We start from the raw sequence: 22,909 nt of genomic DNA on the forward strand, positions 1-22,909 counted from the left end.
CGGTGCCGTAGTCGATGTTGCCGAGGAGGCGGACCTGTGGTTTGTCGAGGACTTTGTGCAGGGCGGTGATGATGCCTTTGATGCGTGGGTGGTCGGGTGCGACGCCGTAGCGGATCAGGCCGAAGGGTGCGGGCATGCGTTCGAACAGGTCGATACTGACATCGGTGTCGGACTTCATGAGTGCGTCGGCGGCATAGATGCCGGCTGGTCCAGCGCCGACGATGGCGACGCGGAGAGTTCGAGAAGTATCCATCCGTTAATCGTAACTATCATGCGCATAGAATGGAACGGATTGCGCCCCGTGCGCGCGAATGTACAGCCCGCTGTACATTCGCGCGCACGAGGCAGTTGATCAGTCCCCGACGGTGACGGCCTGAGCCTCGTCCACGCTGTGCGGGGCAGGGTCGTGTTCGTCGACGTGCGCCAGAACCTTACGGCCGGTGGACAATACGACGATCGCCAGCAGCGTGCACACCGCGCCGACCCAGAACGGAACATGAGCGTTGCTCTCGCCGAGTTTGCCTGCGAGGTACGGCGCCGCGGCACCTCCGACGAAGCGGACGAAGCTGTAGGCGGCGGACGCCGTCGAACGCTCGACGGGCGCCGAGATCATCACGGTCTCGGTGATCAGAGTGTTGTTGACGCCCAGGAACAACCCGGCGAGCACCGTTCCGACGATCAGAACGATCTTGTCTTCGGTGAACAGAGCCATGACGCCGAGGTCGATCGCGAACAACAGCAGCGACGCCATCATCATGTTCAGCGTGCCGTATGCGCGCTGCAGTCGAGGAGCGAGGAACACCGACGCGATCGCGAGGCACAGTCCCCAGCCGAAGAAGATGAAACCGATGCTGTACGTACCCATGTCGAGTGGGAACGGTGTGTAGGCGAGCAGCGTGAAGAAGCCGTAGTTGTACAGCAACGCGGTGATGCCGACGGTCAGCAGGCCGCGGTGACGCAGAGCGCGGAACGGGTCGAGGATCGACGTCGTGTGCGCCGGCTTCGGGGTTTCCGGGAGCATGACGATCAGCAGGATGAACGCCACGGCCATGAGCGTCGCAACGCCGAAGAACGGTCCGCGCCAGGAGATTCCGCCGAGCACTCCTCCGACGAGCGGGCCGGTGGCGATGCCGATTCCGAGCGCGGCCTCGTACAGGATGATCGCGCGAGCGACACCGCCCGACGCGGCGCCGACGATCGTCGACAGGGCGGTCGCGATGAACAATGCGTTGCCGAGTCCCCAGCCTGCACGGAAACCGATGATCTCGCCGACGGTTCCGGAAAGTCCTGCGAGAGCGGCGAACACGACGATGATCGCCAGACCGGCCAGTAGAGTCTTCTTCGGCCCGAACCTACTGGACACCACACCCGTGATGAGCATCGCGACGCCTGTGACGAGCATGTAACTGGTGAACAGCAACGACACCTGCGACGGGGACGCGTGCAGTTGTTCACCGATCGGCTTCAGAATCGGATCGACGAGTCCGATGCCCATGAACGCGATGACGCTCGCGAACGCAACGGCCCAAACAGCTTTCGGTTGCTTCAACAAGCTTTCCGAGGATGTACTCACTTCTTCTTCTCTCCTTGCGAATATGTCGCGTTCTACTCGGAGATCGACGTCTTGAGCATCGTGCGCAGTTCGCTCAAGCCGGCGGTCAGTTTCTTCAATTGATCCGGCTCGAAGTCGGAAAGGTAGGGGATCAACCCGTCGCCGATGTGTGTGCGGCCGTCGTTCAGCCAGGCAACACCGTCGTCGGTCATCTCGACGAGAACCGCTCGTGAATCCGACGGGTCCGCCGTGCGTGCGACGAGTCCTCGGTCGGCGAGTTTGCCGAGCAAGGCCGTCGCCGACGGCTGGGAGCACCGATCCAGGCGAGCGAACTCGCTGATGCGGAGCGGTTGGTACTCCTCGAGCAATGACAGGGCGCGCATCCACGCACGTGGGTGGTCGTCACTGCCGAGTTGCGCAGCAAGACGGGCGAACCTGGACGACGTGGTCACCAGTTCGACGAGTAGGTCGCGCGTCGAGGAGTCGGGGTGCGTCACTTCAATTATGTTACATAAGCTAATTATGTATATCAAGCGAGCCGGACGCCTCCCGAACTTCGTCGGGAGGTGGGGCTCAGCTCGGGCTGTTCTCGTTCAGGAAGTTCTTGATTGCGACGTCCCATTCCGAGTCGCGCTGCTGGTCGAGGCGGTAACGCACGACGGTATAGACGCCGGACAGGATCATGGCAACCGCGAACAAGCTTCCGATGCCGACGAACAGGGCTGCTGCGACGGCGTCGGCACCGGTCGTCGGCTGCGCCGTACGCTCGCCCGCGGCGTCGACCCAGATCTCGGACTCGGTGCCCGCGGGCGAACCGGACGCGACCGACACGGACCCGTTGTGCTGGGCGCCGTCGAACGTCCAGGTCGCGTCGACGGATGCGGTGGTGGACGACCCGCCATCGCCTGTGGCCAGGGGCATCGCTTGCGCTTCCGCGGTGGTGGTCGCCGTTACCTGGTGGAGCGACGTCTCCTGCGCGACCATCCGCGCCTGCTGCGTTTCGAGGGTGGACATTCCGAGCCATGCAGCGATCGGCACCATCAGGATGACGAGCGTGACGACGACGTTCTTGACGCGGGCTTGGATGCGGTCGGAGCGTCGGAAAAGGGGGTTGTGCAACGCGGGGTAGCCGACACCGGAGTTACGAGCGTGGTCAGTGTGTTTCCGGCGCATAGTAGTCCCTACGTGTCGTGTCGCGTGTTTACCTTTCAACGATGACAAGCTGCACGGTTCCGATCAAGCGATAGGGGCCAGCATCACACAACTAATTAGTTATGCGAAGCATAAGGGGTGTGCGATGAAACGAACGTCCGTGGCCAGGATCTTCTTCGCCGGGTCGGCGGCTGCGACGGTGATCGGGGCAGCCACGGGACGCGAGCGTGTACATCGCGTCGCGAAGCCGATGATGATGCCGGCTCTCGCAGCGAGCGTGGAACGTCCGTCTGCTGTTCTCGGATCCGCACTCGCGGCCGCGACGCTCGGGGACGTCCTGATGCTCGATCCCGACGACGATGCGCGCATTCTGGGCGGTGCCGGAGCGTTCGCCGTCATGCAGACCTGCTACTCGGTGCTGCTGGCGTCGCGAGGTGCCCGGATCACGACGGCGGCCGCGCTTCCGCGGATGGCGGGCTGGGGCGTCGCTGCGGTGGCGTTGAGGAAACGCTCACCGGACGTGGCACCGGGTCTCGCCGGCTACGGCGTCCTGCTGGCGACGATGTCGACGTTGTCTGCCGATCCGACGCTCGCGCCGGGTGCGACGGTGCGCGCCGGAGTCGTCGTGCCGACCGGCGACACCAGGTCGTGGCTCGCCGCGGGCGGTGTCCTGTTCACGATCTCCGACGCCCTCATCGTGTTCCGTCGGCTCGTGCCGTCGAGCGAGCGCGTGAGGCGGATCGCTGAAGGGGCCGTCCTGTCCACCTATGCGGTCGCTCAATACCTACTCGTCCGAGGTCTTTCCGGGGAGTAGAAGCACTTTGTGGTGGTCGGACGGATCGACCATGACCGGCAGGGTGCGGCCTGGTTCGAACCTCGATGCTTCGTCCGGCGGAATGGAATAGACGATGCGACCGGCGAACGGGGCGGAACCGGGAACGGTGAACGCGAGGTCGAGTTCGGTGGAATCGTCGTCGATCCTGCGCGACGCCTCCACCGTGGCCCAGCCTTCGACGCCGTTCTTGGCGAGGCGTCGCTGCTCCGCGGTGCGACGGTTCGCGACGAGCATGGCGATCCCGAGCGCGACGGCGAACCCCGCCACCAGGAACATGAGCTGGTAGGGAAGGGTGCCGGGCTCTGCTCGTGGCCTGAGCCACCCGGCCCAGATCACCAGCACGATCACATAGACCACCGCCACAGCCGCGACGGCCCGCAATATCCGTTCGTGATTCACCCACATCTCCTCGACGAGAACTTCAGCGTAGTCCTGAAATATGCCCGAGGGACTTACCGATAACCGTCGTAACGCCTATTCTGTCGGAATGCCTACGCCTTCCGTCTTCATCACCGGCGCCGCAGCCGGGATCGGACGTTCCACTGCGCTCAAGTTCGCTCGCTCGGGTTACCTCGTCGGCGCGTACGACATCGACGAGACCGGCCTTGCTTCGCTGAGCAAAGAGGTGACCTCGAGGGGCGGACGCATCGTCACCGGCGTCCTCGACGTGACCGACCCGCAACAGTGGGAGAAGCGTCTGAAGGAGTTCGACGCCGAGGCGGACGGACGTCTCGACGTGTTGATCAACAACGCGGGCATTCTCGTTGCCGGACCGTTCGAAGAGATGCCGCTCGAGGTGCACAAGAAGCAGATCGACATCAACTTCAACGGTGTCGTCTACGGAACGCTCGCGGCGTTCCCGTATCTGAAGGTGACGCGAGGTGCTCAGGTCGTCAACCTGTGTTCGGCGTCGGCGATCTACGGCCAGCCCGAGCTCGTGACCTACGGCGCGACGAAGTTCGCGGTACGCGGTGTCACCGAGGCGCTCGACCTCGAATGGAAGAAGTACGACATCTCGGTCAAGGCCATGTGGCCGCTGTTCGTCCAGACCGCCATGACCAAGGATGTCAGCACGGGAACGACGAGCACGCTCGGAATCAAGCTCACCGCCGACGACGTCTCGCAGGCCATCTTCGACGCCACGAGACCGGCGAAAGGGTTGCGGCAGAGGCCGTTGTTGCACAAGGTGCACTTCCCGGTCGGTCTGCAGTCGAAGGCTCTGTCGCTCGGTTCGCGCTTCTCGCCTGCCTGGCTGACACGCGAGGTGAACCGTCGCCTGAGCCACACCTAGACCGACATGGTCGACCGGAGCTGAACAACCCGCACCCCGACGGCGACCGCCGGCCTTCGCCGGTATGGTCGCTGAGCGAGAAAGCGTGAAGCGAAAGTGGGGTCGGGGTCGAACATGGTGAACAAGCGTCTGGCAGTGGCCGGTCTCTGTGCGGCAGCGGCCGTACTGGCCGGGTGTAGCAGCGAATCGGGCGCCGACGTCGCCGCTCCGTCGTCGGCGGCGCCGACGACGACCACCACGACAGCGGCTCCCACCACGACGACGGAAGCCCCCGTCCCGACGACCGAAGCGCCGCTCCCCACGACGACCGAGCCCGCCCCCGCGCCGACGCCGCAGACCACGTACGCGGCGCTCGACGGGGCGTACTACTTCAGCTCGCCGGACGGGCAGTTCCAGTGCGGCATCGTCACGCTGTCCTCGCGCACCGAGGCGGGATGTCAGGGCACGACCGATCCGGTTCCCCCGCGTCCGGAGGACTGCATGATCAGCTGGGGCAACGGAATTCGTGTCACCAACGAGGGCGCGGCGTCGTTCATGTGCGCGGGCGGCGCGGTGTACACGTCGGGCGGGGAGGCCATCGATCCGCCGCTGGGCGTCGGGCAGACCATCGCCGCCGACGGTTACACGTGCACGTCTGCAGCCGACGGCATCTCCTGCACCAACGACGAGACCGGACACGGCTTCCGTATCGCTCCCGACAGCAACGAAGTCTATTGAGCAGCAACGGTTTCGACGAGGTAGCGATCGGTCCGACGGAGTGGGGTGACAACCCGAACGGAGTCGGACCGTGGGAGACCGAACACGACGAACCGCGCCCGACCGACCCTCGCTACGACCCCGAACTGCTGGAGTCGGGGGACCGCCGCAACGTCGTCGACGCGTATCGCTACTGGACGCGTGAGGCGATCGTCGCCGACATCGACCGTCGTCGGCACCCGTTGCATGTCGCGATCGAGAACTTCGCCAACGACGCCAACATCGGCACCGTCGTCCGGACCGCGAATGCCTTTGCGGCACAAGCGGTTCACATCGTGGGCCGTCGCCGGTGGAACCGTCGCGGCGCGATGGTGACCGATCGGTACCAGCATCTCCATCATCACGCGACCGTCGCCGACTTGCTCGAGTTCGCCACCGAGCGCGGGCTGACCGTCGTCGCCGTGGACAACACGCCCGGTTCGGTGCCCATCGAAACCGCCGAACTGCCGCGGGAATGCCTCCTGCTGTTCGGGCAGGAGGGCCCGGGCGTCACCGACGAGGCGCGCGGTGGGGCGTCGATGACGGTGTCGATCGCGCAGTTCGGATCGACGCGCAGCATCAACGCAGGAGTGGCAGCCGGGATCGCGATGCATGCCTGGATTCGGCAGCATGCGGACCTGTCCGATGCCTGGACGTGACACCTTCGTGACCCTTCTCGTGCGGTGATGGCAGGATCGAGACATGCAGGAGCAGTGGTCGCAGCGGGCAGACGCTGCGGAGGGGGCCGTCGTTGCGCGGCATGTGCGTCGGCTGTGGGCATTGCCCGGCACTGCGCTCGCGGTCGTGGCCTGGCCGCCGGTTCGACGCGAACGCATGTTCTTCCGCTGGCACTACTGGTGGCAGGCGCATCTGTTGGATTGCGCCGTCGACGCGGCCAGTCGTGAACCCACCGCGAAGCGACGGCGTCGACTCGCCAAAATCGCACGCGCACACCGCATTCGGAACATCAGCGGGTGGACCAACAACTATTACGACGACATGGCGTGGCTCGGTCTCTCGCTCGAACGGGCGCAGCGGCTGCACGCCGTCGACAATCGCGGCGGTATCCAGGCTCTCGAGATGGAGCTGTTCGACGCGTGGTCACCGGAATCCGGTGGCGGAATTCCGTGGCGGAAGGGTGACACGTTCTTCAACGCACCCGCGAACGGGCCTGCGTCGATCCTGCTTGCGCGCGGAGGCCGGTTGTGGCGCGCGCAGGCCATGGCGGATTGGATGGACGCCACCCTGCGTGACCCCGCGACGGGCCTGATTCTCGACGGCATCAGGGGAAGCGGCGATCTGGACCGAGCTGTGTACAGCTATTGCCAGGGCGTCGTGCTCGGCGTCGAGACGGAACTCGCCGTCCGGGTCGGGGCGTCTCGGCACCGCGAGCGTGTCCATGCGTTGGTGAACTCGGTCGACACGCATCTGTGTCGCGAGTGCGTGATCGTCGGTGGTGGCGGGGGAGACGGCGGCCTGTTCGACGGCATCCTCGCCCGCTATCTCGCTCTCGTCGCGACGTCCCTGCCGGGTGATACCGACGAGGACGAAAGGGCCCGCATGCTGGCCGCGTCGATCGTGCTGCGGTCGGCCGAGGCTGCGTGGGAGAACCGGCTGGAAGTCGAGGATCACCCGCTGTTCGGTGCGTCGTGGGAGACCGAAGCGCGGCTACCCGGTCCCGGGCACACGGTGGCCACGTTTTCGGGTGGGACCGTGCGTTCGTCGGCCGTGCCGGAGCGCGACCTGTCGGTCCAGCTCAGCGGTTGGATGCTCATGGAAGCGGCGTACACGGTGTCCGCTGCGGGATACCGATAGGAGCTTTCGTCATGACAGGAACCGGGCCGCGGACGTCCTGGAACCCGACGGTGTACCACCGGTACGCCGACGAACGCTCGAGGCCCTTCTACGATCTGGTGCAGCGGGTGCAGCACGCATCGCCCGTCGAGGTCGTCGACCTGGGGTGCGGTACCGGCGTGCTGACCGCGACGTTGACGCAGCGGTGGCTCGACGCCCGCATCACCGGGATCGATTCGTCCCCGGACATGGTTGCCGGGCAGCCTGCCGATCTGCCGTCGAACGTGACGGTGATCGAAGGAGACATCTCCGATTTCGACGCGTCGAACATCGACGTCGTGGTGTCCAACGCGGCACTGCAGTGGGTGCCCGAGCATCGCGAACTGATCACCCGTTGGGCCGAGCAGCTGAATTCAGGCGGCACCGTGGCCTTTCAGGTTCCTGCCAACTTCGACGCGCCGTCACACGTGTTGATGCGTCGCCTCGCCGAGTCGGACGAGTGGGCGCCGGTGCTCTCGGGAGTACTTCGCGGGACCGACAGCGTCGACCGCGCCGAGCAGTACGCGTCGGCGCTGATGGGTGCGGGCCTGGCCGTCGATGCGTGGGAGACGTCGTACGTGCATGTGCTGCCCGGGGCCGATCCGGTACTGAACTGGGTGCGCGGCACCGGGTTGCGGCCGGTGCTGGACGCGCTCGACGACGAACAGCAGCCGCGTTTCGAGGCGCAGTACGCGGAGTTGCTGCGGGAGGCCTACCCGTCGACTCCGACGGGGACGCTCTTCCCGTTCCGGCGGGTGTTCGTCGTCGCCGAGAAGAACTGAACTACTCGAGGACTTCCTCGACCTCGACGACTTCTTCCGGTCGTGCCATTTCTTTTCGGTACTGCCAGATTCCGACGCACGTGCCGACGACGAGAAGCACGATCATCGCGATGAGGACGGCAGGCAGCAGCCACGGCACCTTCTCCAGGAAACTGCCGAAATAGAATCCGACGAGCAGAAGAACCGGTGCCCAGATGATGGCGCCCAACGTGCTCGCGATCGTGTAGCGACGGTGATTCATGTTGGCCGCGCCCGCGACCATCGGGCACAACGTGCGCACCCACGGGATCCACCGCGCGACCAGGACGGCCCAGAAGCCGTGCTTCTCGAGCAACACGTTCACCTTGTGCAGGTTCTTGGTGTTGAGGTACTTGCCGTTCTTGCGCGCGACGAGTTTGGATCCCGTTCTGCGGCCGATGACGTAGCCGACCTGGTTTCCTGCGATGGCGGCGATCATCGCGCCCGCCGACAGCGCCCAGATGTGCCCGGTGCCCGACGCGTGCGTAGCCATGACGATGCCTGCGGTGATGAGCATGGAATCGCCGGGCAGGAACAAGCCGATGATGACCGCGCACTCGAGAAAGACGAACGTGACCACCACGATCCAGACCACGAGTGGCCCTGCGGTTTCAAGAGGACCGAACTGGCCCATCGACTGAATCACTGTTCTTGCATTCGCGATCTAGGAGTTGGGGTTGTCCTGCTGCGCGTCGATGGCGTCCGTGGCCTCCGACAGCGGCGTCTTGCGAGCCTTGACGAATCGCTTGCCGACCTCGATCGCGATGGGCAGCACCGAGACGAGAACGATGATGATGAAGATGATGTCGACGTTGTCGCGGATGAACGCGATCTGGCCGAGGAAGTAACCGAGCAGGGTGACGCCTGCACCCCACACGACACCACCGACGATGTTGTAGGTGACGAAGATCGAGTACTTCATCTTCGACGCGCCTGCGACGACGGGGGCGAAGGTGCGCACGATCGGCACGAAACGGGCCAGGATGATCGTGATCGGACCGTGCTTCTCGAAGAACGCGTGCGACTCGTCGATGTACTTCTTCTTGAAGAACTTGGCGTCGTCCGACTTGAAGAGCGCCGTTCCGCCCTTGCGGCCGATGAAGTAACCCACCTGGTCACCGGCGACAGCGGCGATGGGGATCAGGATGATCAGCGTCCAGATGGAGGCGAACGGTTCGACCTCGGTGGACTTCGACGCGGCGATCAGGCCTGCCGTGAACAGCAGAGAGTCACCGGGAAGGAGAGGGAACAGCAAACCCGACTCGATGAAGACCACGAGGAGCAGTCCGACGAGCACCCAGGTGCCGAACGAGTTCAGCAGGTTGACTGGATCGAGAAAGCCGGGCAACAAAGCCAGGTTCGTCGTCACGGATTCCGAGGCAGCAAGAAGACTCACCGCGCCCACCTTACCGGCCGAACCTGGGAGAACCTGAACGACAGGTGTCGATTTCCTTCGCGACGTCTGTCCGTTTCGTCCTGATCGGGACTGGACGCCTCCGGGTGGGTAGCGCGACAGCCCGGGCCAGGGCTTGCCATACTGCAGGAGACAATCATCTGCTTCACATTGGAGGAATGACGCCGTGCCGATCGCAACTCCCGAGGTCTACGCAGAGATGCTTGGCCGGGCGAAGGAACACCAGTTCGCATTCCCGGCGATCAACTGCGTGGGATCCGAGTCCATCAACGCCGCAATCAAGGGCTTTGCCGACGCGGGAAGTGACGGCATCATTCAGTTCTCGACCGGTGGTGCCGAGTTCGGCTCCGGCCTCGGCGTCAAGGACATGGTCACCGGCGCGGTAGCGCTCGCCGAGTTCGCGCACGTCGTCGCCGCCAAGTACGACGTCACCATCGCGCTGCACACCGACCACTGCCCGAAGGACAAGCTGGACACCTACGTCCGCCCGCTGCTCGCCATCTCGCAGGAGCGCGTCGACGCAGGCAAGAACCCGCTGTTCCAGTCGCATATGTGGGACGGTTCCGCGGTGCCGATCGACGAGAACCTCGAGATCGCCAAGGACCTGCTCGCCAAGGCGGCAGCTGCGCGCATCATCCTCGAGATCGAGATCGGTGTCGTCGGTGGTGAAGAGGACGGCGTCGAGGCCGAGATCAACGACAAGCTGTACACGTCGAACGAGGACTTCCTGAAGACCGTCGAGGCTCTCGGTGCAGGAGATGCGGGCTCGCGCTACCTGCTCGCTGCGACGTTCGGCAACGTCCACGGCGTCTACAAGCCGGGCAACGTCAAGTTGAAGCCGTCCGTGCTCGCCGACGGCCAGAAGGTCGCCTCCGAGAAGCTCGGCCTGGCCGCCGGTTCGAAGCCGTTCGACTTCGTGTTCCACGGCGGATCGGGATCGCTGAAGAGCGAGATCGACGAGGCCCTGGAGTACGGCGTCGTGAAGATGAATGTCGACACCGACACCCAGTACGCGTTCAGCCGTCCCATCGCCGGCCACTTCTTCACCAACTACGACGGTGTGTTGAAGGTCGACGGCGAGGTGGGCAACAAGAAGGCCTACGACCCGCGCAGCTACCTCAAGAAGGCCGAGGCCGGTATGACTGCCCGCGTCGTCGAGGCGTGCAACGACCTCAAGTCCGCAGGTCGCAGCGTTTCGGCCGGCTAGCCGGCTCGTGAGTGGGAATGTGTAGCCCGCTGCACATTCCCACTCACATGCGGCGTCAGCCGCACATCTTCCAACTCTCGCCCTCGAGGCGTAGATCGAAGGTCCGTGGAGAACGATCGGCGGCGTTCGCGGCCGTGTACGCGGTGACCTGGGCAATCGCGGTGTCGTCCGTGATCTGGACCGCGTCGATGCTCTGGACCACCGGGATGCTGCCCTGCTCGACGGCCACGCGGTGCACGTCAGCGAATTCCGCGTCGGGAATGTCTCGATAGAACGTCGCCAGATCTCCGCACGTCGACGACCGCAGCGTTGCCAGATCGCCCGTCGTCAGGGCCTGTGTGAACGTCTCGATCGACGACCGGATCTGCGCCTCCTCCGAGGATCCCCGGTCTCGGGACATGTACGCGAACGCGACGGCGCCCGCAGCCACGATCACGACGAGTGCACCGACGAACGCCATTACCCAACGGCGCCCGGACGAGCTGCGTTTCACGCGTTCCGGCTGACTCGGTTCGATCCTCTGCGGCCTCGCCTGTGGCGGCAGCGTGTCGAGCCGTGGCGGTATCTTGCGCGGCGGCACCTTCGGTGACGGTTTCCTCGATTTCGGAATCGCCTTGGTCACGGGCTCGTCCGCCCGCGCCTCCGCTCCGTTTTCATCCTCCGACACGCCTGCTCCCGATCGACCGCCACATCTGCATCGCCAGATCTTAACGAGCAAGCCGGTGGTGGCCCGGAAGCCGCGCGGGGTGAAGGGGCACAATGGACCCCATGACTTCATTCGGTGACTTGCTCGGACCGCAGCCGACGCTGCTCCCAGGGGACGACGAGGCTGAGTCCGCGCTCCTGAATCACGAGGACCCGGCTTCGGTCGCGGCGACCCACCCGACGGCGTCGATCGCATGGGCGTACCTCGCGGAAGCCGCGCTGGAGTCCGGCCAGACCATCACCGCGTACGCGTATGCGCGGACCGGCTATCACCGCGGCCTGGATCAGCTGCGTCGCAACGGATGGAAGGGATTCGGGCCGGTCCCGTACAGCCATGAACCCAACCGAGGATTCCTCCGCTGCGTCGCCGTCCTCGCCAAAGCCGCCCGCGACATCGAAGAGAACGACGAGTACGCGCGGTGCCTCGACCTCCTCGAAGACAGCGACCCGAAGGCAGCCGAAGCTCTCGGTCTCGGCTGATCGGCTGCGCCCGAACGCCAGGCGAGGTCGGGCGCGCATCAGGGCCGGGCGCACCCGGTTGCAGCTGTCGTTGCTTCCGATCGTTCAGTGCGCGCTCGCGGCAGGCGTGGCGTGGTTCGTGGCAACGGACATCGTGGGGCACACGCATCCGTTCTTCGCGCCTATCGCGGCCGTCGTCTCTCTCGGAATCTCGCTCGGCGCTCGCATGCGCCGGTCGGCCGAGCTCGTCGCCGGAGTCACCGTCGGAATCGGCGTCGGCGATCTGATCATCTCGGCCATCGGCAGTGGCCCGTGGCAGATCGCCCTCGTCGTCGCGTTGGCGATGTCGACGGCCGTATTTCTCGACGGCGGTCCCATCATCGCAATGCAGGCCGGCTCGTCCGCGGTACTCGTCGCGACGCTCATTCCGCCGGGAAATTCCGGCGGAATCGACCGCATGGTCGACGCGTTGACCGGTGGTCTCGTCGGCATCGCGATCGTCGCCCTCATTCCGACGCATCCGGTGTGGCGTGCGCGCAAGGATGCGGCCAAGGTCCTCGGCACCGCAGGTGACGTGCTGCAGAAGGTCGCCGACGGTCTCGTCGCCAACGATCCGAAGCCGATCGAGGAAGCGCTGAAGAAGGCGCGCGCGACGCAGTCCGACATCGACGCGCTGCGGACGAACATCAAGGGCGGTCGTGAGATCGCGCGACTCTCGCCGTTGTACTGGGGTCACCGAAATCGGTTGGGCGAGCTCGCGAGAACGGCCGACCCCATCGACAACGCCATCCGCAACATCCGCGTGCTCGCGCGTCGGTCGCTGACGCTCGTGCGTGACGACGAGATCCTCGACCCGCGTCTCGTCGACGAGGTCGAGAAGTTGGCTCATGCCGTCGATGTCCTCCGCAAGATGATCCTCGCCGATCCCGGCCAGCAGCCCGACGCGGCCGAGGCTGCTCGGGTGCTGCGGACCGTTGCGGCCGGAGCGAAGCCGGAACTGATCAGGAACGCAGGATTGTCGGCGACGGTCGTGCTCGCGCAGCTGCGGTCGATCATCGTCGACCTGTTGCAGGTCGCCGGCCTGAAGCGAATTTCTGCACTGGCGACGTTGCCGCCGACCGTCGAGAACCCGGAGGTGAAGCCCGACCCCTGGTGACCTGAGCCCATTGCACACATGCGCATGTACGCATATGGTGAGCCCGGCAACTACTTCGACCAAGGGGAGACATGGGCGCCGGACACGGGCACGGTCATGGCATCACGGGCGCAGGCGAGTCGGCGGCGCCGTCGACCAAGCGGATACGCAACATGGTGATCGCACTGGCGATCCTCGTGGCCTTTCTGATCCTCGAAGCCACCGTCGCGCTGGTCATCGACTCCCTCGGTCTGCTCGCCGACGCCGGACACATGCTGACCGACGTCCTCGGAATGTCGATGGGTCTCGTCGCGCTCCTACTCGCCAGGAAGGGCAGCGCCGTCGCGGCTCGCACGTTCGGGTGGCATCGCGCCGAGGTGCTGACGGCCGTCGCGAACGCAGTGCTGTTGCTCGGCGTCGCCGCGTTCATCATGTACGAGGCAATCGACCGGATCGGCGACGCGCCGGACATTCCCGGCCTCGCGATGATCCTCACCGCAGCGGCGGGTCTGGCGGCGAACCTCGTCGTCATGCTGCTCATTCGAGGCGATGCGAAAGACAGCATCGCAGTGCGCGGCGCCTACATGGAAGTGCTCGCCGACGCCGTCGGCAGTGTCGGAGTGCTCGTCGCCGGCTTCCTGCTGCTCGTGTTCGGGTGGACATGGGCGGACATCGTCGTCGGTGTTCTGATCTCGCTGTGGGTCATCCCGCGCGCGGTGAAACTCGCAGGCGCGGCGCTGCGCATCCTCACGCAGGCGAGCCCGGGACACGTCGACGTCGAAGCCGTCGAAGCGGATCTCGCAGCGCTGCCCGGAGTGGTCGGGGTGCACGACCTGCACGTCTGGACGCTCACCACGGGCATGGACGTCGCGACCGTACATCTCGAGTGCGACGGATCCGGTTCGGTGCTGCTCCAGCGCGCGAAGACCGTACTCGCGACGTACGGTCTCGACCACGCGACCGTTCAGGTCGAACCCACTGCGCACGGGTCGACGTGCAAGGACGAACTCACTTGGTGAACGTTTTCACCCCGAGCCCCGGTCGCCACAGGTCGATCTGCATGTGATCGTCGACGAGTGACGTCAGCACCACTTCGGTGATGTCCAGGTCGAACACGTTGTACGGAGTCAATTCCGGCGGTGCGGCGTCGAAGATCTTCTGAAGTTCGACCGGGTCCGTCAACTCGACGGCGGTGCCGGAAATCTTCGCGTCGCCCCCGTCCATCGAATGATGACCGGGGTTGCTGTGAATCGCATACCGCGAATCTCTGCGCAGATCTTGTACTTTCAGCGCGTTCAGCATGGAACCGAGTCGTAGGGTCTTCTCGCCGATCTCCACCTCGGTGCCGCTCACTCGTGGCGATCCGTCCTTACGAAGTGTCGCGAGGACGTGATGTTTGTGAGCGGTGAGGCGTGCGGCTACCGCGTTGGCCAGGTCGGGTGCATCGGTCTCGAATTGTCTCCAGGAAGCCATGACGAAATTGTGCAGCCTGGTCACTGACATCGTGTGTCAGTAATATTCGCGTGGTGCGTTCGTCCAGACTTCTGCAGCTCATGCTGACGCTGCAGCACGGCCGCGCGACGACCGCACAGGCTCTCGCCGACGAGGCAGGAGTGTCCGTGCGCACGATCTACCGCGACATCGCAGCACTCGGCGCGGCCGGAGTGCCGCTGTGGACGGAGTCCGGACCGGGCGGCGGCGTTCGACTTCTCGACGGTTGGCAGTCGAAATTGACCGGCATGACCGGCGTCGAGACGTCGGCGCTGATGTTGCTCGGGGTCCCGTCGATCGCGGCAGACCTCGGGCTTTCCGACGCCACCGCGGCGGCCGAGAACAAGCTCCTCGGCGCGTTGCCGATGCCTCTTCGGGCAGGCGCGCAGGTGTGGCGCGAGCGTCTGTATGTCGACGCTCCAGGCTGGTTCACCGAGCCGGCGGCCAACGAGCACCTGCCGACGATCAGCACGGCCGTACTCACCGGACGACCGATCGAGCTCGGTTACCGCGGATCGACCAGGCGGGTCGACCCGTTGGGCCTCGTGGCGAAGGCCGGAGTCTGGTACCTCGTCGCACGTCGCGAGTCGACGGTTCTGTCGTACCGAGTGGACCGCACCTCGAGCGTCGAACTTCAGGACGGCGAGGTCGAGCGTCCCGACGGCTTCCATCTTGCGACGTGGTGGGCCGAGTCCACGGCGAGATTCGACCGCGCGTTGCTGAGATTCGACTGCCGCGTCAGGCTGTCTCCTGCTGCGGTCCACATGCTGCGGGGTGTGATCGGGCGAGAGGCGACGCCTGATCCGATGCCTGCTCCCGGCGCCGACGGCTGGACGACGACGGATCTGCGGCTCGAGACGTTCGACGTCGCGCTGAGTCAGGTGACCGCTCTCGGCGTGGGTGTGGAAGTGCTCGCCCCTGCCCGGCTACGTCGGGCTCTGCGTGCGGTCGCGCTCGAAATGGCAGACCGGAACGCCTGACGTCACAGCCAGAACCGCATCAGATAGTTGCCGTACTGCGCGTAGATTTCCGGAACCCCCGAGAGCCCGAACAGCCAGTAGATCGCGCCGAAGAAGACCGCGTTGATCTGCGGGACGAGCAGGAACGCGACGAGGATCAGGATGCCGTAGGCCTTGAAATTCGCCAGAGCGCGTCGCGTCTCGTAGGACAGCGACGGTTCGAGTGCGGCATACCCGTCGAGACCGGGGACCGGCAGCAGGTTCAGCACGGTCGCCATGATCTGCAGGAACGCGAGGAAGCTCAGGCCCCACCAGAAAGCGAGGTGGTCGCCGTCCGTTCCGAACAGGCGGATGACGACCAGGAGAACGACGGCAACGATCGCATTGGTGGCGGGACCGGCCAGCGAAATGCGGCGCTGCACTTTGGGCGCGAACATCCCCTGACGCAGGTACACCGCCCCGCCGGGAAGTCCGATTCCACCGATCGCGATGAACACCACGGGCAGCACGATCGACAGCAGCGGGTGGCTGTATTTGACGGGATTCAGCGTCAGATACCCGCGCAGCTCGACTTCACGGTCACCCGCGCGATACGCGGTGTACGCGTGGCCGAACTCGTGCAGGCAGACCGTCACGATCCAGCCGGCGAGAACGAGCACGAACACACCGACGCGCGCCGAGACGGCCGTCGGCGACGATGCGGTCCACGCGACGACACCACCCGCGACAGCGGCGACGACCACCGCGAGGAAGACCGGGCTCGGTCGGACCGAGCGTCGAATCGGCGAGATGCTCAACGGACCAGCAACCACTCCTGGTCGTGGCGGTAGAACGTCGACCGCTTGACTACGCGGTCGCCCGGGACGCCGTCGCGAACGAGCTGAGCTGCCATCGCGCCCAACTGCATCGCGCGTCCGGCCACCCAGCGATACCGGAAGAGTCGGCGTCGACCCGTCACACGTGCCTTCAGTCCCGGCATCTCCGGTGTGGGTACCACCTCGACTCCGGGTGCGGTACCGGAGAAGAGTTGCGTGTCGTCGACGTACGCCTCACCTTCGAGCCGCTCACCGGAACCGTGGACGACGGCCCGGCCCACGACGGCCTTGCCTGCGTCGTCGCGAATGAGCGGCGTGGGCGTCGCGGTTCCGGTCATCGCCACTTTGGCCGCGCGTGCGCCCGTCCCGAGGCGGTAGATGTGGCATGCCGCGGTGGCCGAGTCGGGAACGTAGGCGAGTTCGACGTGCAGACGCTCGGTCCGCATCAGCCTCGTCAACACGGCCGCCAGTGCCGCGTCGTCGCCGAGGACGATGACCCGAGCATCGACGACCGTCCCGATGGCCGAGAACAATGCATCGCACTCCTCGACGGTCGGGATCGGAGATGCGGAGGTGAGGGGCACGTCGGTCAGTGAAATGGGCACAGGCGGAGTGCCGCACTGGAAGACGAACGGCGTCACAGTGCTTGCCCTACCGACGGTGCCCGCCAGATCGGACGAGAACGTGCGCGCATGTTTCTCACTGTGCTCCTAGAGGCCGTTGTTCGACGTCCACCGTAGCGTCAAGTGGTGTCCGGGCCGGTGCGGAGCCGGAACGACACACGGACTCGGCTAGACTGACCCCCCGGCCTGCCCTTGCGTCTGGCAGCAACCATCGCCCGAGACACAGCACGCGAAACACACCAGGAGAGCACATGCCGGCGATAGTCCTGATCGGCGCCCAGTGGGGCGACGAGGGCAAAGGCAAAGCGACAGATCTGTTCGGCGAGCGGCTGCAGTGGGTCGTCCGCTACCAGGGCGGCAACAACGCCGGCCACACGGTTGTTCTCCCCAACGGTGACAAGTTCGCGTTGCACCTGATTCCGTCCGGCATCCTGACTCCTGGCGTCAAGAACATCATCGGCAACGGCGTCGTCGTCGACCCGGGTGTGTTGCTCGACGAGCTCGCCGGCCTCGAATCGCGCGACGTCGACACCTCCGGCCTGCTGCTCAGCGCCGACGCGCACCTGATCATGCCGTACCACGTGGCCATCGACAAAGTGACCGAGCGCTTCCTCGGCGCGAAGAAGATCGGTACGACGGGACGCGGCATCGGCCCCTGCTACCAGGACAAACTCGCCCGTGTCGGGGTGCGTGCCGCGGACGTTCTCGACGAGAAGATCCTGACGCAGAAGGTCGAGGCGGCGCTGGAGTTCAAGAACCAGGTGCTGTCCAAGATCTACAACCGCAAGGCTCTCGATCCTCAGCAGGTCGTCGACGAGGTGCTCGAGCAGGCGGAGAGCTTCAAGCACCGCATCTCGGACACTCGCCTCGAACTCAACCTGGCACTCGAGCGTGGTGAGACGGTTCTGCTCGAAGGATCGCAGGGCACGTTGCTCGACGTCGATCACGGCACCTATCCCTACGTCACGTCGTCCAACCCGACGTCCGGTGGTGCCGCGGTCGGTTCCGGTATCGGCCCGAACAAGATCTCGACCGTCCTGGGCATCCTGAAGGCCTACACGACGCGCGTCGGGTCCGGCCCGTTCCCGACCGAACTGTTCGACAATCACGGCGAGTACCTCGCGAAACAGGGTGGAGAGGTCGGCGTGACGACCGGTCGCGCGCGACGCACCGGATGGTTCGACGCCGTCATCGCTCGTTACGCAACGCGTGTCAACGGCATCACCGACTACTTCTTGACGAAGCTCGACGTCCTGTCCAGCCTCGACACCATTCCGATCTGCGTGGCCTACGACGTCGACGGGGTTCGCCACGACGAGATGCCGATGACGCAGACCGGTTTCCATCACGCAAAGCCGATCTACGAAGAGATGCCCGGTTGGTGGGAGGACATCTCCGGTGCGCGCACGTTCGAAGACCTGCCCCAGAACGCGCAGAACTACGTGCTGCGTCTGGAAGAGCTTTCAGGTGCCCACATTTCGTGCATCGGTGTGGGTCCTGGCCGCGACCAAACCATCGTGCGTCGGGACATTCTCGGTTCCTGATCCGCCGCGCCCTTGGCCCCGCAGCATTCATGCTGCGGGGCCTTTCTCGTTCTGAACCGCGGATCGGCAGGTAACGAATTGGATAAACCTCGTGGTCGGTTTCAGCCGATCGGGTCGGGTAGGTGTGCGCCTGCGGGCGGAGCGTCGGGCATCGTGAGGTTTTCGCGTTACTGCATTCGAACGAACGGTCAGCTTTACACACCGTCGCAGCATGAAACGTCCGGTTGGTAAAAAGCAGTCAAAAATACCTTTTACCTTTTTCCTTTGCGTCGCTAACAGACCCCTCGGTACCTGCGAAACAATGGACGACGCACCAGGTGCGCGGGCCGGCATCGGCCACCCGACCCGAAGAAGCTGGGTCTCCTCATCGGCCTGAGAAAGCTCGGGCCCACACGAAGAGAGAATCGTATGAACAAGGCAACAAAAGGCGCCGTAGCAGCGGGTGTTTCGGCCGTACTGCTGCTCGGTGGTCTCGGGTCCTTCGCTCTGTGGCAGGACACCGAAACCGTCGGTGGCGGCGAAATCAACTCGGGTGAGCTGAATTTCGAGCCGAGCGGGGCGCCGGGCGTCTGGACGGACATCTCCGTCACGCCGAACGTCGTCATCGGTGCCGATCCGTCGGGATACCTCATCGTGCCGGGCGATGTTCTCACGTACGACACGACGTACACGGTCAATTCGGCCGGTGAGAACATCGCGGCGACGATCACCGCGGACTTCACGGGCATCGGTGGTGGAAACGAACTCGCCGCCAGGTTGAACCCGCAGGTTTCCGTCGACGGCGGTCCTGCACTGGCCAGCGGGTCGGCTGTACCGCTCCCGTTGACATCTCCCACCCAGACGATCGAGGTAACGGTCACCATCACCTTCGACGAGACGACTCCGGATCTGATCGCTCAGAATCAGTCGGTGAACCTGAACGATTTCACCCTGACGCTCGATCAGGTACGTCCCTGATCGCTGACCTGTGATCAAGCACGGCCGATACTGGGCCCTCGCAGCCGCGTCCGTCGTCGTGGTGGTCCTCGGATCAGCACAGACGACGGGCGCGTTGTGGCGTGACGATGCCGCGGTAAGTGGGGGCACCATCAACTCCGGCACCTTGGACATCAAGGTCGGACCCACGGGAGCCGAGGTGAACGACTACGTGCTTGCTGCGTTGGGCTCGACGAACCTCGGACCCAACGGGTTCTCTCAGGCGCCGCTGTCCGTGAAGAACGCGGGCACGGTCCCGTTCGGCTATCGCTTGCAGACGACAACGGTGACGGGGACGGTTCCATTGACGCTGACCGCGAGTATCGTTGCCGCGACCGCGAACTGCCCGTCGACGGTCGACCCGACCGGGGCGACGCAGTTGTACACCGGCAATGCAGCCGGCGCGCAGGCTCCGCTTGCACCGGGGTCCAGGGTGCTTGCACCCGGAGCCGGTGAGGTCTGGTGCTTTCGTCTCGCGGTCGGGGTCGATCCGCCGAAGAACCAGTCGTCGACCGTGAAGTTCTCGTTCCGGGCGGACCAGACATGAGTACCGAAGACACCGACGTCATCCCCGTGGTTCGGGCTGAGAAGCCAGTCGACGATCGCACGGGTGTGTGGTGGTGGGTCAGTCGCGTCGTCTCGTATACCTTGCTTGCCGCAATGCTTTTCGTGCTTGCTGTGACGGTCGTCGTTCCGCGCGTGTCGGGTTCGACGCCGTACACGATCCTGACGTCTTCCATGAAGCCCACCTACCCACCCGGAACTCTCGTCGTCGTCAAGCCCGCCGATCGCTCGGAGCTGACCGTAGGCACCCCGATCACGTACCAGATCGAGTCGGGCAAGCCCGATGTGGTGACGCACCGAATCGTCGCGACGCAACAGTCCGGCGGCGGCGTCACGACGTACGTCACACGCGGCGACAACAATGGATCCGACGACGAGAACCCAGTGCAGATCGGTCAGGTTCGCGGCAAGGTCTGGTATTCGGTGCCGTACATGGGTTACGTCAACAACTGGCTGAACGGCGAACAGCGCCGAATCACGGTGACAGTCATAGTGATCGGCCTCGCCGGGTACGCGTTGTTCATGTTCGTCGGAGCTGGACTGGATCACCGGAAGAAGCGGAGGGCGGCGTCGTGAACAAGGACGTTGCCGTGCCCTGCGCAATTGTGGTCACGGCATTGGCGATCGTGGTCTTGCTCGGGACCGGCTCGGCTCGGCCGGTGCAAGCGGTCGGGTACAGCTACGACGGCGTGACGTGGGAGCATGTACTTCCTACTCCTCTGTTGGACAAGCAGATTCGATGGGTTCCCGGTGATCGGCGCGACGTGGCCTTCCATGTCTTCAACGACACGGACAACGATGGACGTATTCAGGTGCAGGTTCGGACCGACAACCGAAAATTCGGCGAATCCTTGACGGTGTCGATCGACGGAACGCCGTACTCGTCGGGGTGTGGAGCTGTGTTGGTGGGCGCGCACGAGAAGCGTCGTATCGGGGCCACGGTCGATATGGCTGTGAATGCAGGAAATGCAACGCAGAATGCGCAGTCGGTCGTGGAATTGATGGTGCGCTGGGACAACGAGGACGACGTCGAGTGCGCGACGGCCTCGGGTGAACGGGAAGGTGCGTACTCGTGATGGCGCGTCATACGGAGAAGCGCAGTGTGGTGTCCCGGGTGGGGGCGGCAGTAATCAGCGCCCGTGCCCGAGCCATTATGTCGATCGGCATCGTTCTCGGCCTGGGTGCGGTGGGAACCCTTGCGGCGTGGTCGGATACGTCGACGGCGACGTCGGGTACGTTCACGACAGGAACGATCGACATCACGATCGGTGACACGGCGCCGGGTGCGGACAACGTCACGCTGACGTCGCTATCGAGCACGGGCATCGCTCCGGGCAATACGGTGTCTGCTCCGTTGACGGTCCGCAACAACAATTCCGTGCCGTTCACGTACACGATCTCGGTCGTCGCGAGCAATGCGACGCTGGGTGCCTTGCTGAACACCTCGGTGTACGCCGGATCAGCCTGTACGGGAACGGCATTGAGCACGGTGTCGGGTCTGTCTCCGTCGAAGTTCTTTCAACAGACATCCCCAGCGGGTAATTTGAGCAGGCCTCTCGCGCGGAACGACACCGATCCGCTGTGTATCAGCGTGACGATGCCGTCGACTGCTACAGCGCCGGCAACGCCTGCGTCCGGAACATTGACCTACTCGCTCGTGGCGACGTCGTCGTAGATGAGTACCGACGCAGTGCGAGTCGATGCGCACGACCGAAGGCCGCGACGATGGTTACGCGAGACCGCGCTCACCATCGGAGCTCTGACAGGCCTGCTGTGCGTTCTGGTGGCGTTGTCCGCGTTCGTGTTCGGTGTGACCCCTCTGGTGTTCAGGTCTGGGTCGATGTCACCGGCCATCGAGACGGGCGCGCTGGCATTGAGCAAGAAGACGCCTGCCGTCGACGTGCGTGTGGGCGACATCGTGAACGTCACCGATGCCGCGGGAAACGGCATCACTCACCGCGTCGTCGAGATCGGGGCGGTCGGAAGCGACAGCGTCGAACTGTTCCTGAAGGGTGATGCGAACGCGGATCCCGATGCCGAACCGTATTTCGTCTCGGAAGCAGGCAGGGTCCTGTTCAGCGTGCCGAAGCTGGGCTACGTAGTGACCTGGTTGAGTGGGCCTGTTGCAGTGTTCGCGGGTGGGGTGTTCGTCGGGGTTCTGCTGATGATCGCGTTCAGGCCGCGGGACGGGGAACGGACGCCGACCGACGACGAACCGGAAACCTTCGGTCGTCACAGCAAGATGCCGATGTCGGTGTTCGCGGTGCTGGCCACGATCGGTGCGGTCGGCTTGTCGTCCTCCAACCCTCCAGTTGCATTGGCCGCACCTCTGACCGACACCTCGACCGTGACGAGCGGGGCCATCCAGACCGTCATTCCAGTACCGAGCGGATTCAGGTGTGACAACGTACTGCTCGCCGGAGCACAGCTCAGCTGGACGAACAATCCGGCGCTGGGGTACGAACTGAGCTTCACCCCCGTGGTAGAAGGCGTCACCAACCCCGTCGTATTGCCTCCCGCGACGGGCGCGACCCGAACGTACAACTCGGTTCAGCTCGCGTCGCTGTTGATGGTCGGCACCAGGACATTCACGCTGCGAGCGACCTTCAACGGCGTTCGCTCTGCAGCGACGGGTACCAGGGCAATCAGCTACACGACCGCTTTGATCACGTCGTGTCAGCCCGCAGGCCCTGCCGGAGCTGCCGCCCGCCTGGCACCGCAAGCCGCCCAATCGACGACGACGACCCCGTCGCCTTCGTCCACAACGCAAGACCCCACTACGACGACGCCTACGCCTGCGCCGACAACCCCGCCTACGAC

General features: G+C 64.7%; 29 protein-coding genes. 18 read left to right on the forward strand and 11 right to left on the reverse strand.

From position 1 onward, the window contains the following. The 4 genes from RhoFasB10_RS24680 to RhoFasB10_RS24695 all read right to left on the reverse strand — a co-directional run. Positions 1–253: NAD(P)-binding protein (locus RhoFasB10_RS24680; protein ID WP_167679096.1), on the reverse strand; the 253-nt coding region annotated here is incomplete at its 3' end. A 99-nt stretch (positions 254–352) separates the two neighbouring features. Continuing rightward, positions 353–1,573, reverse strand: coding sequence for an MFS transporter (locus RhoFasB10_RS24685; RefSeq protein ID WP_167679098.1), 1,221 nt, complete (start codon positions 1,571–1,573; stop codon positions 353–355). Between the two features lie 32 nt (positions 1,574–1,605). Next, positions 1,606–2,049, reverse strand: coding sequence for a MarR family transcriptional regulator (locus RhoFasB10_RS24690; protein WP_243636568.1), 444 nt, complete (start codon positions 2,047–2,049; stop codon positions 1,606–1,608). A 76-nt stretch (positions 2,050–2,125) separates the two neighbouring features. Beyond that, positions 2,126–2,725, reverse strand: coding sequence for a hypothetical protein (locus RhoFasB10_RS24695; protein ID WP_167679100.1), 600 nt, complete (start codon positions 2,723–2,725; stop codon positions 2,126–2,128). A gap of 124 nt (positions 2,726–2,849) precedes the next feature. On the opposite strand from RhoFasB10_RS24695, the gene RhoFasB10_RS24700 reads away from it, so the two are divergent. Continuing rightward, on the forward strand, positions 2,850–3,518 hold the full coding sequence (locus RhoFasB10_RS24700) for a lysoplasmalogenase (protein ID WP_167679102.1): 669 nt from the start codon (positions 2,850–2,852) through the stop codon (positions 3,516–3,518). Here the strand turns inward: RhoFasB10_RS24700 and RhoFasB10_RS24705 are convergent. Continuing rightward, a complete protein-coding gene (locus tag RhoFasB10_RS24705; RefSeq protein WP_167679104.1) occupies positions 3,489–3,938 on the reverse strand; it encodes a hypothetical protein in 450 nt (149 codons plus the stop codon). The genes RhoFasB10_RS24700 and RhoFasB10_RS24705 overlap by 30 nt on opposite strands. A gap of 88 nt (positions 3,939–4,026) precedes the next feature. Here RhoFasB10_RS24705 and RhoFasB10_RS24710 point away from each other — a divergent pair, with 88 nt between their 5' ends. From RhoFasB10_RS24710 to RhoFasB10_RS24730, 5 genes are all read left to right on the forward strand, one after another. After that, a complete protein-coding gene (locus RhoFasB10_RS24710) occupies positions 4,027–4,830 on the forward strand; it encodes an SDR family oxidoreductase (RefSeq protein WP_068421874.1) in 804 nt (267 codons plus the stop codon). 114 nt (positions 4,831–4,944) lie between these two features. Continuing rightward, a complete protein-coding gene (locus tag RhoFasB10_RS24715) occupies positions 4,945–5,547 on the forward strand; it encodes a DUF6636 domain-containing protein (protein WP_167679106.1) in 603 nt (200 codons plus the stop codon). Continuing rightward, the gene (locus RhoFasB10_RS24720; protein WP_240931451.1) at positions 5,544–6,224 is read left to right on the forward strand and encodes an RNA methyltransferase; all 681 of its coding nucleotides are present in this window, start codon (positions 5,544–5,546) and stop codon (positions 6,222–6,224) included. The genes RhoFasB10_RS24715 and RhoFasB10_RS24720 overlap by 4 nt, the downstream gene beginning before the upstream one ends. A gap of 43 nt (positions 6,225–6,267) precedes the next feature. After that, positions 6,268–7,380, forward strand: coding sequence for a glycoside hydrolase family 76 protein (locus tag RhoFasB10_RS24725; protein WP_167679109.1), 1,113 nt, complete (start codon positions 6,268–6,270; stop codon positions 7,378–7,380). A gap of 11 nt (positions 7,381–7,391) precedes the next feature. Further along, entirely contained in the window at positions 7,392–8,180 is a 789-nt protein-coding gene (locus RhoFasB10_RS24730) for a trans-aconitate 2-methyltransferase (RefSeq protein WP_167679111.1), read from the forward strand. Between the two features lies 1 nt (position 8,181). Here the strand turns inward: RhoFasB10_RS24730 and RhoFasB10_RS24735 are convergent, their stop codons facing one another. Beyond that, positions 8,182–8,832 (reverse strand): DedA family protein, encoded by a 651-nt coding sequence (locus tag RhoFasB10_RS24735; RefSeq protein WP_068422244.1) that lies wholly within the window; start codon positions 8,830–8,832, stop codon positions 8,182–8,184. Between the two features lie 30 nt (positions 8,833–8,862). Beyond that, positions 8,863–9,594 (reverse strand): VTT domain-containing protein, encoded by a 732-nt coding sequence (locus tag RhoFasB10_RS24740; protein WP_346764476.1) that lies wholly within the window; start codon positions 9,592–9,594, stop codon positions 8,863–8,865. A gap of 184 nt (positions 9,595–9,778) precedes the next feature. Here RhoFasB10_RS24740 and fbaA point away from each other — a divergent pair, with 184 nt between their 5' ends. After that, positions 9,779–10,819, forward strand: a complete 1,041-nt coding sequence (fbaA, locus tag RhoFasB10_RS24745) for a class II fructose-bisphosphate aldolase (RefSeq protein ID WP_068421889.1) — start codon at positions 9,779–9,781, stop codon at positions 10,817–10,819. 55 nt (positions 10,820–10,874) lie between these two features. On the opposite strand, the gene RhoFasB10_RS24750 is transcribed toward fbaA, so the two are convergent. Beyond that, the gene (locus tag RhoFasB10_RS24750; RefSeq protein ID WP_206031334.1) at positions 10,875–11,486 is read right to left on the reverse strand and encodes a hypothetical protein; all 612 of its coding nucleotides are present in this window, start codon (positions 11,484–11,486) and stop codon (positions 10,875–10,877) included. Between the two features lie 101 nt (positions 11,487–11,587). Between RhoFasB10_RS24750 and RhoFasB10_RS24755 the strand changes: the two genes are divergently transcribed. The 3 genes from RhoFasB10_RS24755 to RhoFasB10_RS24765 all read left to right on the forward strand — a co-directional run bounded on the left by RhoFasB10_RS24755 (position 11,588) and on the right by RhoFasB10_RS24765 (position 14,137). After that, a complete protein-coding gene (locus RhoFasB10_RS24755; RefSeq protein ID WP_068421891.1) occupies positions 11,588–12,004 on the forward strand; it encodes a DUF3151 domain-containing protein in 417 nt (138 codons plus the stop codon). Positions 12,005–12,041: 37 nt separating this feature from the next. After that, positions 12,042–13,139 (forward strand): FUSC family protein, encoded by a 1,098-nt coding sequence (locus tag RhoFasB10_RS24760; protein WP_068422249.1) that lies wholly within the window; start codon positions 12,042–12,044, stop codon positions 13,137–13,139. 71 nt (positions 13,140–13,210) lie between these two features. After that, positions 13,211–14,137, forward strand: coding sequence for a cation diffusion facilitator family transporter (locus tag RhoFasB10_RS24765; RefSeq protein ID WP_068421897.1), 927 nt, complete (start codon positions 13,211–13,213; stop codon positions 14,135–14,137). On the opposite strand, the gene RhoFasB10_RS24770 is transcribed toward RhoFasB10_RS24765, so the two are convergent. Continuing rightward, positions 14,127–14,591, reverse strand: a complete 465-nt coding sequence (locus RhoFasB10_RS24770) for a pyridoxamine 5'-phosphate oxidase family protein (protein ID WP_068422252.1) — start codon at positions 14,589–14,591, stop codon at positions 14,127–14,129. The genes RhoFasB10_RS24765 and RhoFasB10_RS24770 overlap by 11 nt on opposite strands. A 53-nt stretch (positions 14,592–14,644) precedes the next feature. On the opposite strand from RhoFasB10_RS24770, the gene RhoFasB10_RS24775 reads away from it, so the two are divergent. After that, positions 14,645–15,589, forward strand: a complete 945-nt coding sequence (locus tag RhoFasB10_RS24775) for a WYL domain-containing protein (protein WP_167679113.1) — start codon at positions 14,645–14,647, stop codon at positions 15,587–15,589. A gap of 2 nt (positions 15,590–15,591) precedes the next feature. Here the strand turns inward: RhoFasB10_RS24775 and RhoFasB10_RS24780 are convergent, their stop codons facing one another. Both RhoFasB10_RS24780 and RhoFasB10_RS24785 read right to left on the reverse strand, forming a co-directional pair. Next, the gene (locus RhoFasB10_RS24780; RefSeq protein WP_206031335.1) at positions 15,592–16,365 is read right to left on the reverse strand and encodes a site-2 protease family protein; all 774 of its coding nucleotides are present in this window, start codon (positions 16,363–16,365) and stop codon (positions 15,592–15,594) included. Further along, on the reverse strand, positions 16,362–17,024 hold the full coding sequence (locus tag RhoFasB10_RS24785) for a hypothetical protein (protein WP_174551355.1): 663 nt from the start codon (positions 17,022–17,024) through the stop codon (positions 16,362–16,364). Before RhoFasB10_RS24785 ends, RhoFasB10_RS24780 begins: the two co-directional genes overlap by 4 nt. Before the next feature lie 233 nt (positions 17,025–17,257). Here RhoFasB10_RS24785 and RhoFasB10_RS24790 point away from each other — a divergent pair, with 233 nt between their 5' ends. The 7 genes from RhoFasB10_RS24790 to RhoFasB10_RS24820 all read left to right on the forward strand — a co-directional run. Continuing rightward, positions 17,258–18,550, forward strand: a complete 1,293-nt coding sequence (locus tag RhoFasB10_RS24790; RefSeq protein WP_068421905.1) for an adenylosuccinate synthase — start codon at positions 17,258–17,260, stop codon at positions 18,548–18,550. 408 nt (positions 18,551–18,958) lie between these two features. Beyond that, entirely contained in the window at positions 18,959–19,507 is a 549-nt protein-coding gene (locus tag RhoFasB10_RS24795; protein ID WP_068421908.1) for an alternate-type signal peptide domain-containing protein, read from the forward strand. 10 nt (positions 19,508–19,517) lie between these two features. Beyond that, on the forward strand, positions 19,518–20,072 hold the full coding sequence (locus RhoFasB10_RS24800; RefSeq protein WP_167679117.1) for a hypothetical protein: 555 nt from the start codon (positions 19,518–19,520) through the stop codon (positions 20,070–20,072). Further along, the gene (locus RhoFasB10_RS24805) at positions 20,069–20,665 is read left to right on the forward strand and encodes a signal peptidase I (RefSeq protein ID WP_068421913.1); all 597 of its coding nucleotides are present in this window, start codon (positions 20,069–20,071) and stop codon (positions 20,663–20,665) included. The genes RhoFasB10_RS24800 and RhoFasB10_RS24805 overlap by 4 nt, the downstream gene beginning before the upstream one ends. Continuing rightward, complete coding sequence (locus RhoFasB10_RS24810; RefSeq protein ID WP_068421916.1) at positions 20,662–21,165, forward strand: hypothetical protein; 504 nt, start codon at positions 20,662–20,664, stop codon at positions 21,163–21,165. Before RhoFasB10_RS24805 ends, RhoFasB10_RS24810 begins: the two co-directional genes overlap by 4 nt. Continuing rightward, entirely contained in the window at positions 21,165–21,764 is a 600-nt protein-coding gene (locus tag RhoFasB10_RS24815) for a SipW-dependent-type signal peptide-containing protein (protein ID WP_068421919.1), read from the forward strand. Before RhoFasB10_RS24810 ends, RhoFasB10_RS24815 begins: the two co-directional genes overlap by 1 nt. After that, the coding region (locus tag RhoFasB10_RS24820) for a signal peptidase I (RefSeq protein ID WP_167679119.1) at positions 21,765–22,909 on the forward strand (1,145 nt) is incomplete at its 3' end.

It is taken from the genome of Rhodococcus sp. B10, from assembly GCF_011770055.1.
GTDB classification, from domain to species: Bacteria; Actinomycetota; Actinomycetes; order Mycobacteriales; family Mycobacteriaceae; genus Rhodococcoides; species Rhodococcoides kyotonensis_B.

What these genes read in the sequence shown, in the direction of transcription:
- RhoFasB10_RS24805 (WP_068421913.1), top strand. Translation starts at nt 20,069, where the DNA reads ATGAGTACCGAAGACACCGACGTCATCCCCGTGGTTCGGGCTGAGAAG.
- RhoFasB10_RS24755 (WP_068421891.1), top strand. Translation starts at nt 11,588, where the DNA reads ATGACTTCATTCGGTGACTTGCTCGGACCGCAGCCGACGCTGCTCCCA.
- RhoFasB10_RS24725 (WP_167679109.1), top strand. Translation starts at nt 6,268, where the DNA reads ATGCAGGAGCAGTGGTCGCAGCGGGCAGACGCTGCGGAGGGGGCCGTC.
- RhoFasB10_RS24695 (WP_167679100.1), bottom strand. Translation starts at nt 2,725, where the DNA reads ATGCGCCGGAAACACACTGACCACGCTCGTAACTCCGGTGTCGGCTAC.
- RhoFasB10_RS24700 (WP_167679102.1), top strand. Translation starts at nt 2,850, where the DNA reads ATGAAACGAACGTCCGTGGCCAGGATCTTCTTCGCCGGGTCGGCGGCT.
- RhoFasB10_RS24710 (WP_068421874.1), top strand. Translation starts at nt 4,027, where the DNA reads ATGCCTACGCCTTCCGTCTTCATCACCGGCGCCGCAGCCGGGATCGGA.
- RhoFasB10_RS24770 (WP_068422252.1), bottom strand. Translation starts at nt 14,591, where the DNA reads ATGGCTTCCTGGAGACAATTCGAGACCGATGCACCCGACCTGGCCAAC.
- RhoFasB10_RS24815 (WP_068421919.1), top strand. Translation starts at nt 21,165, where the DNA reads ATGGCGCGTCATACGGAGAAGCGCAGTGTGGTGTCCCGGGTGGGGGCG.
- RhoFasB10_RS24715 (WP_167679106.1), top strand. Translation starts at nt 4,945, where the DNA reads ATGGTGAACAAGCGTCTGGCAGTGGCCGGTCTCTGTGCGGCAGCGGCC.
- RhoFasB10_RS24795 (WP_068421908.1), top strand. Translation starts at nt 18,959, where the DNA reads ATGAACAAGGCAACAAAAGGCGCCGTAGCAGCGGGTGTTTCGGCCGTA.
- RhoFasB10_RS24765 (WP_068421897.1), top strand. Translation starts at nt 13,211, where the DNA reads ATGGGCGCCGGACACGGGCACGGTCATGGCATCACGGGCGCAGGCGAG.
- RhoFasB10_RS24790 (WP_068421905.1), top strand. Translation starts at nt 17,258, where the DNA reads ATGCCGGCGATAGTCCTGATCGGCGCCCAGTGGGGCGACGAGGGCAAA.
- RhoFasB10_RS24730 (WP_167679111.1), top strand. Translation starts at nt 7,392, where the DNA reads ATGACAGGAACCGGGCCGCGGACGTCCTGGAACCCGACGGTGTACCAC.
- RhoFasB10_RS24735 (WP_068422244.1), bottom strand. Translation starts at nt 8,832, where the DNA reads ATGGGCCAGTTCGGTCCTCTTGAAACCGCAGGGCCACTCGTGGTCTGG.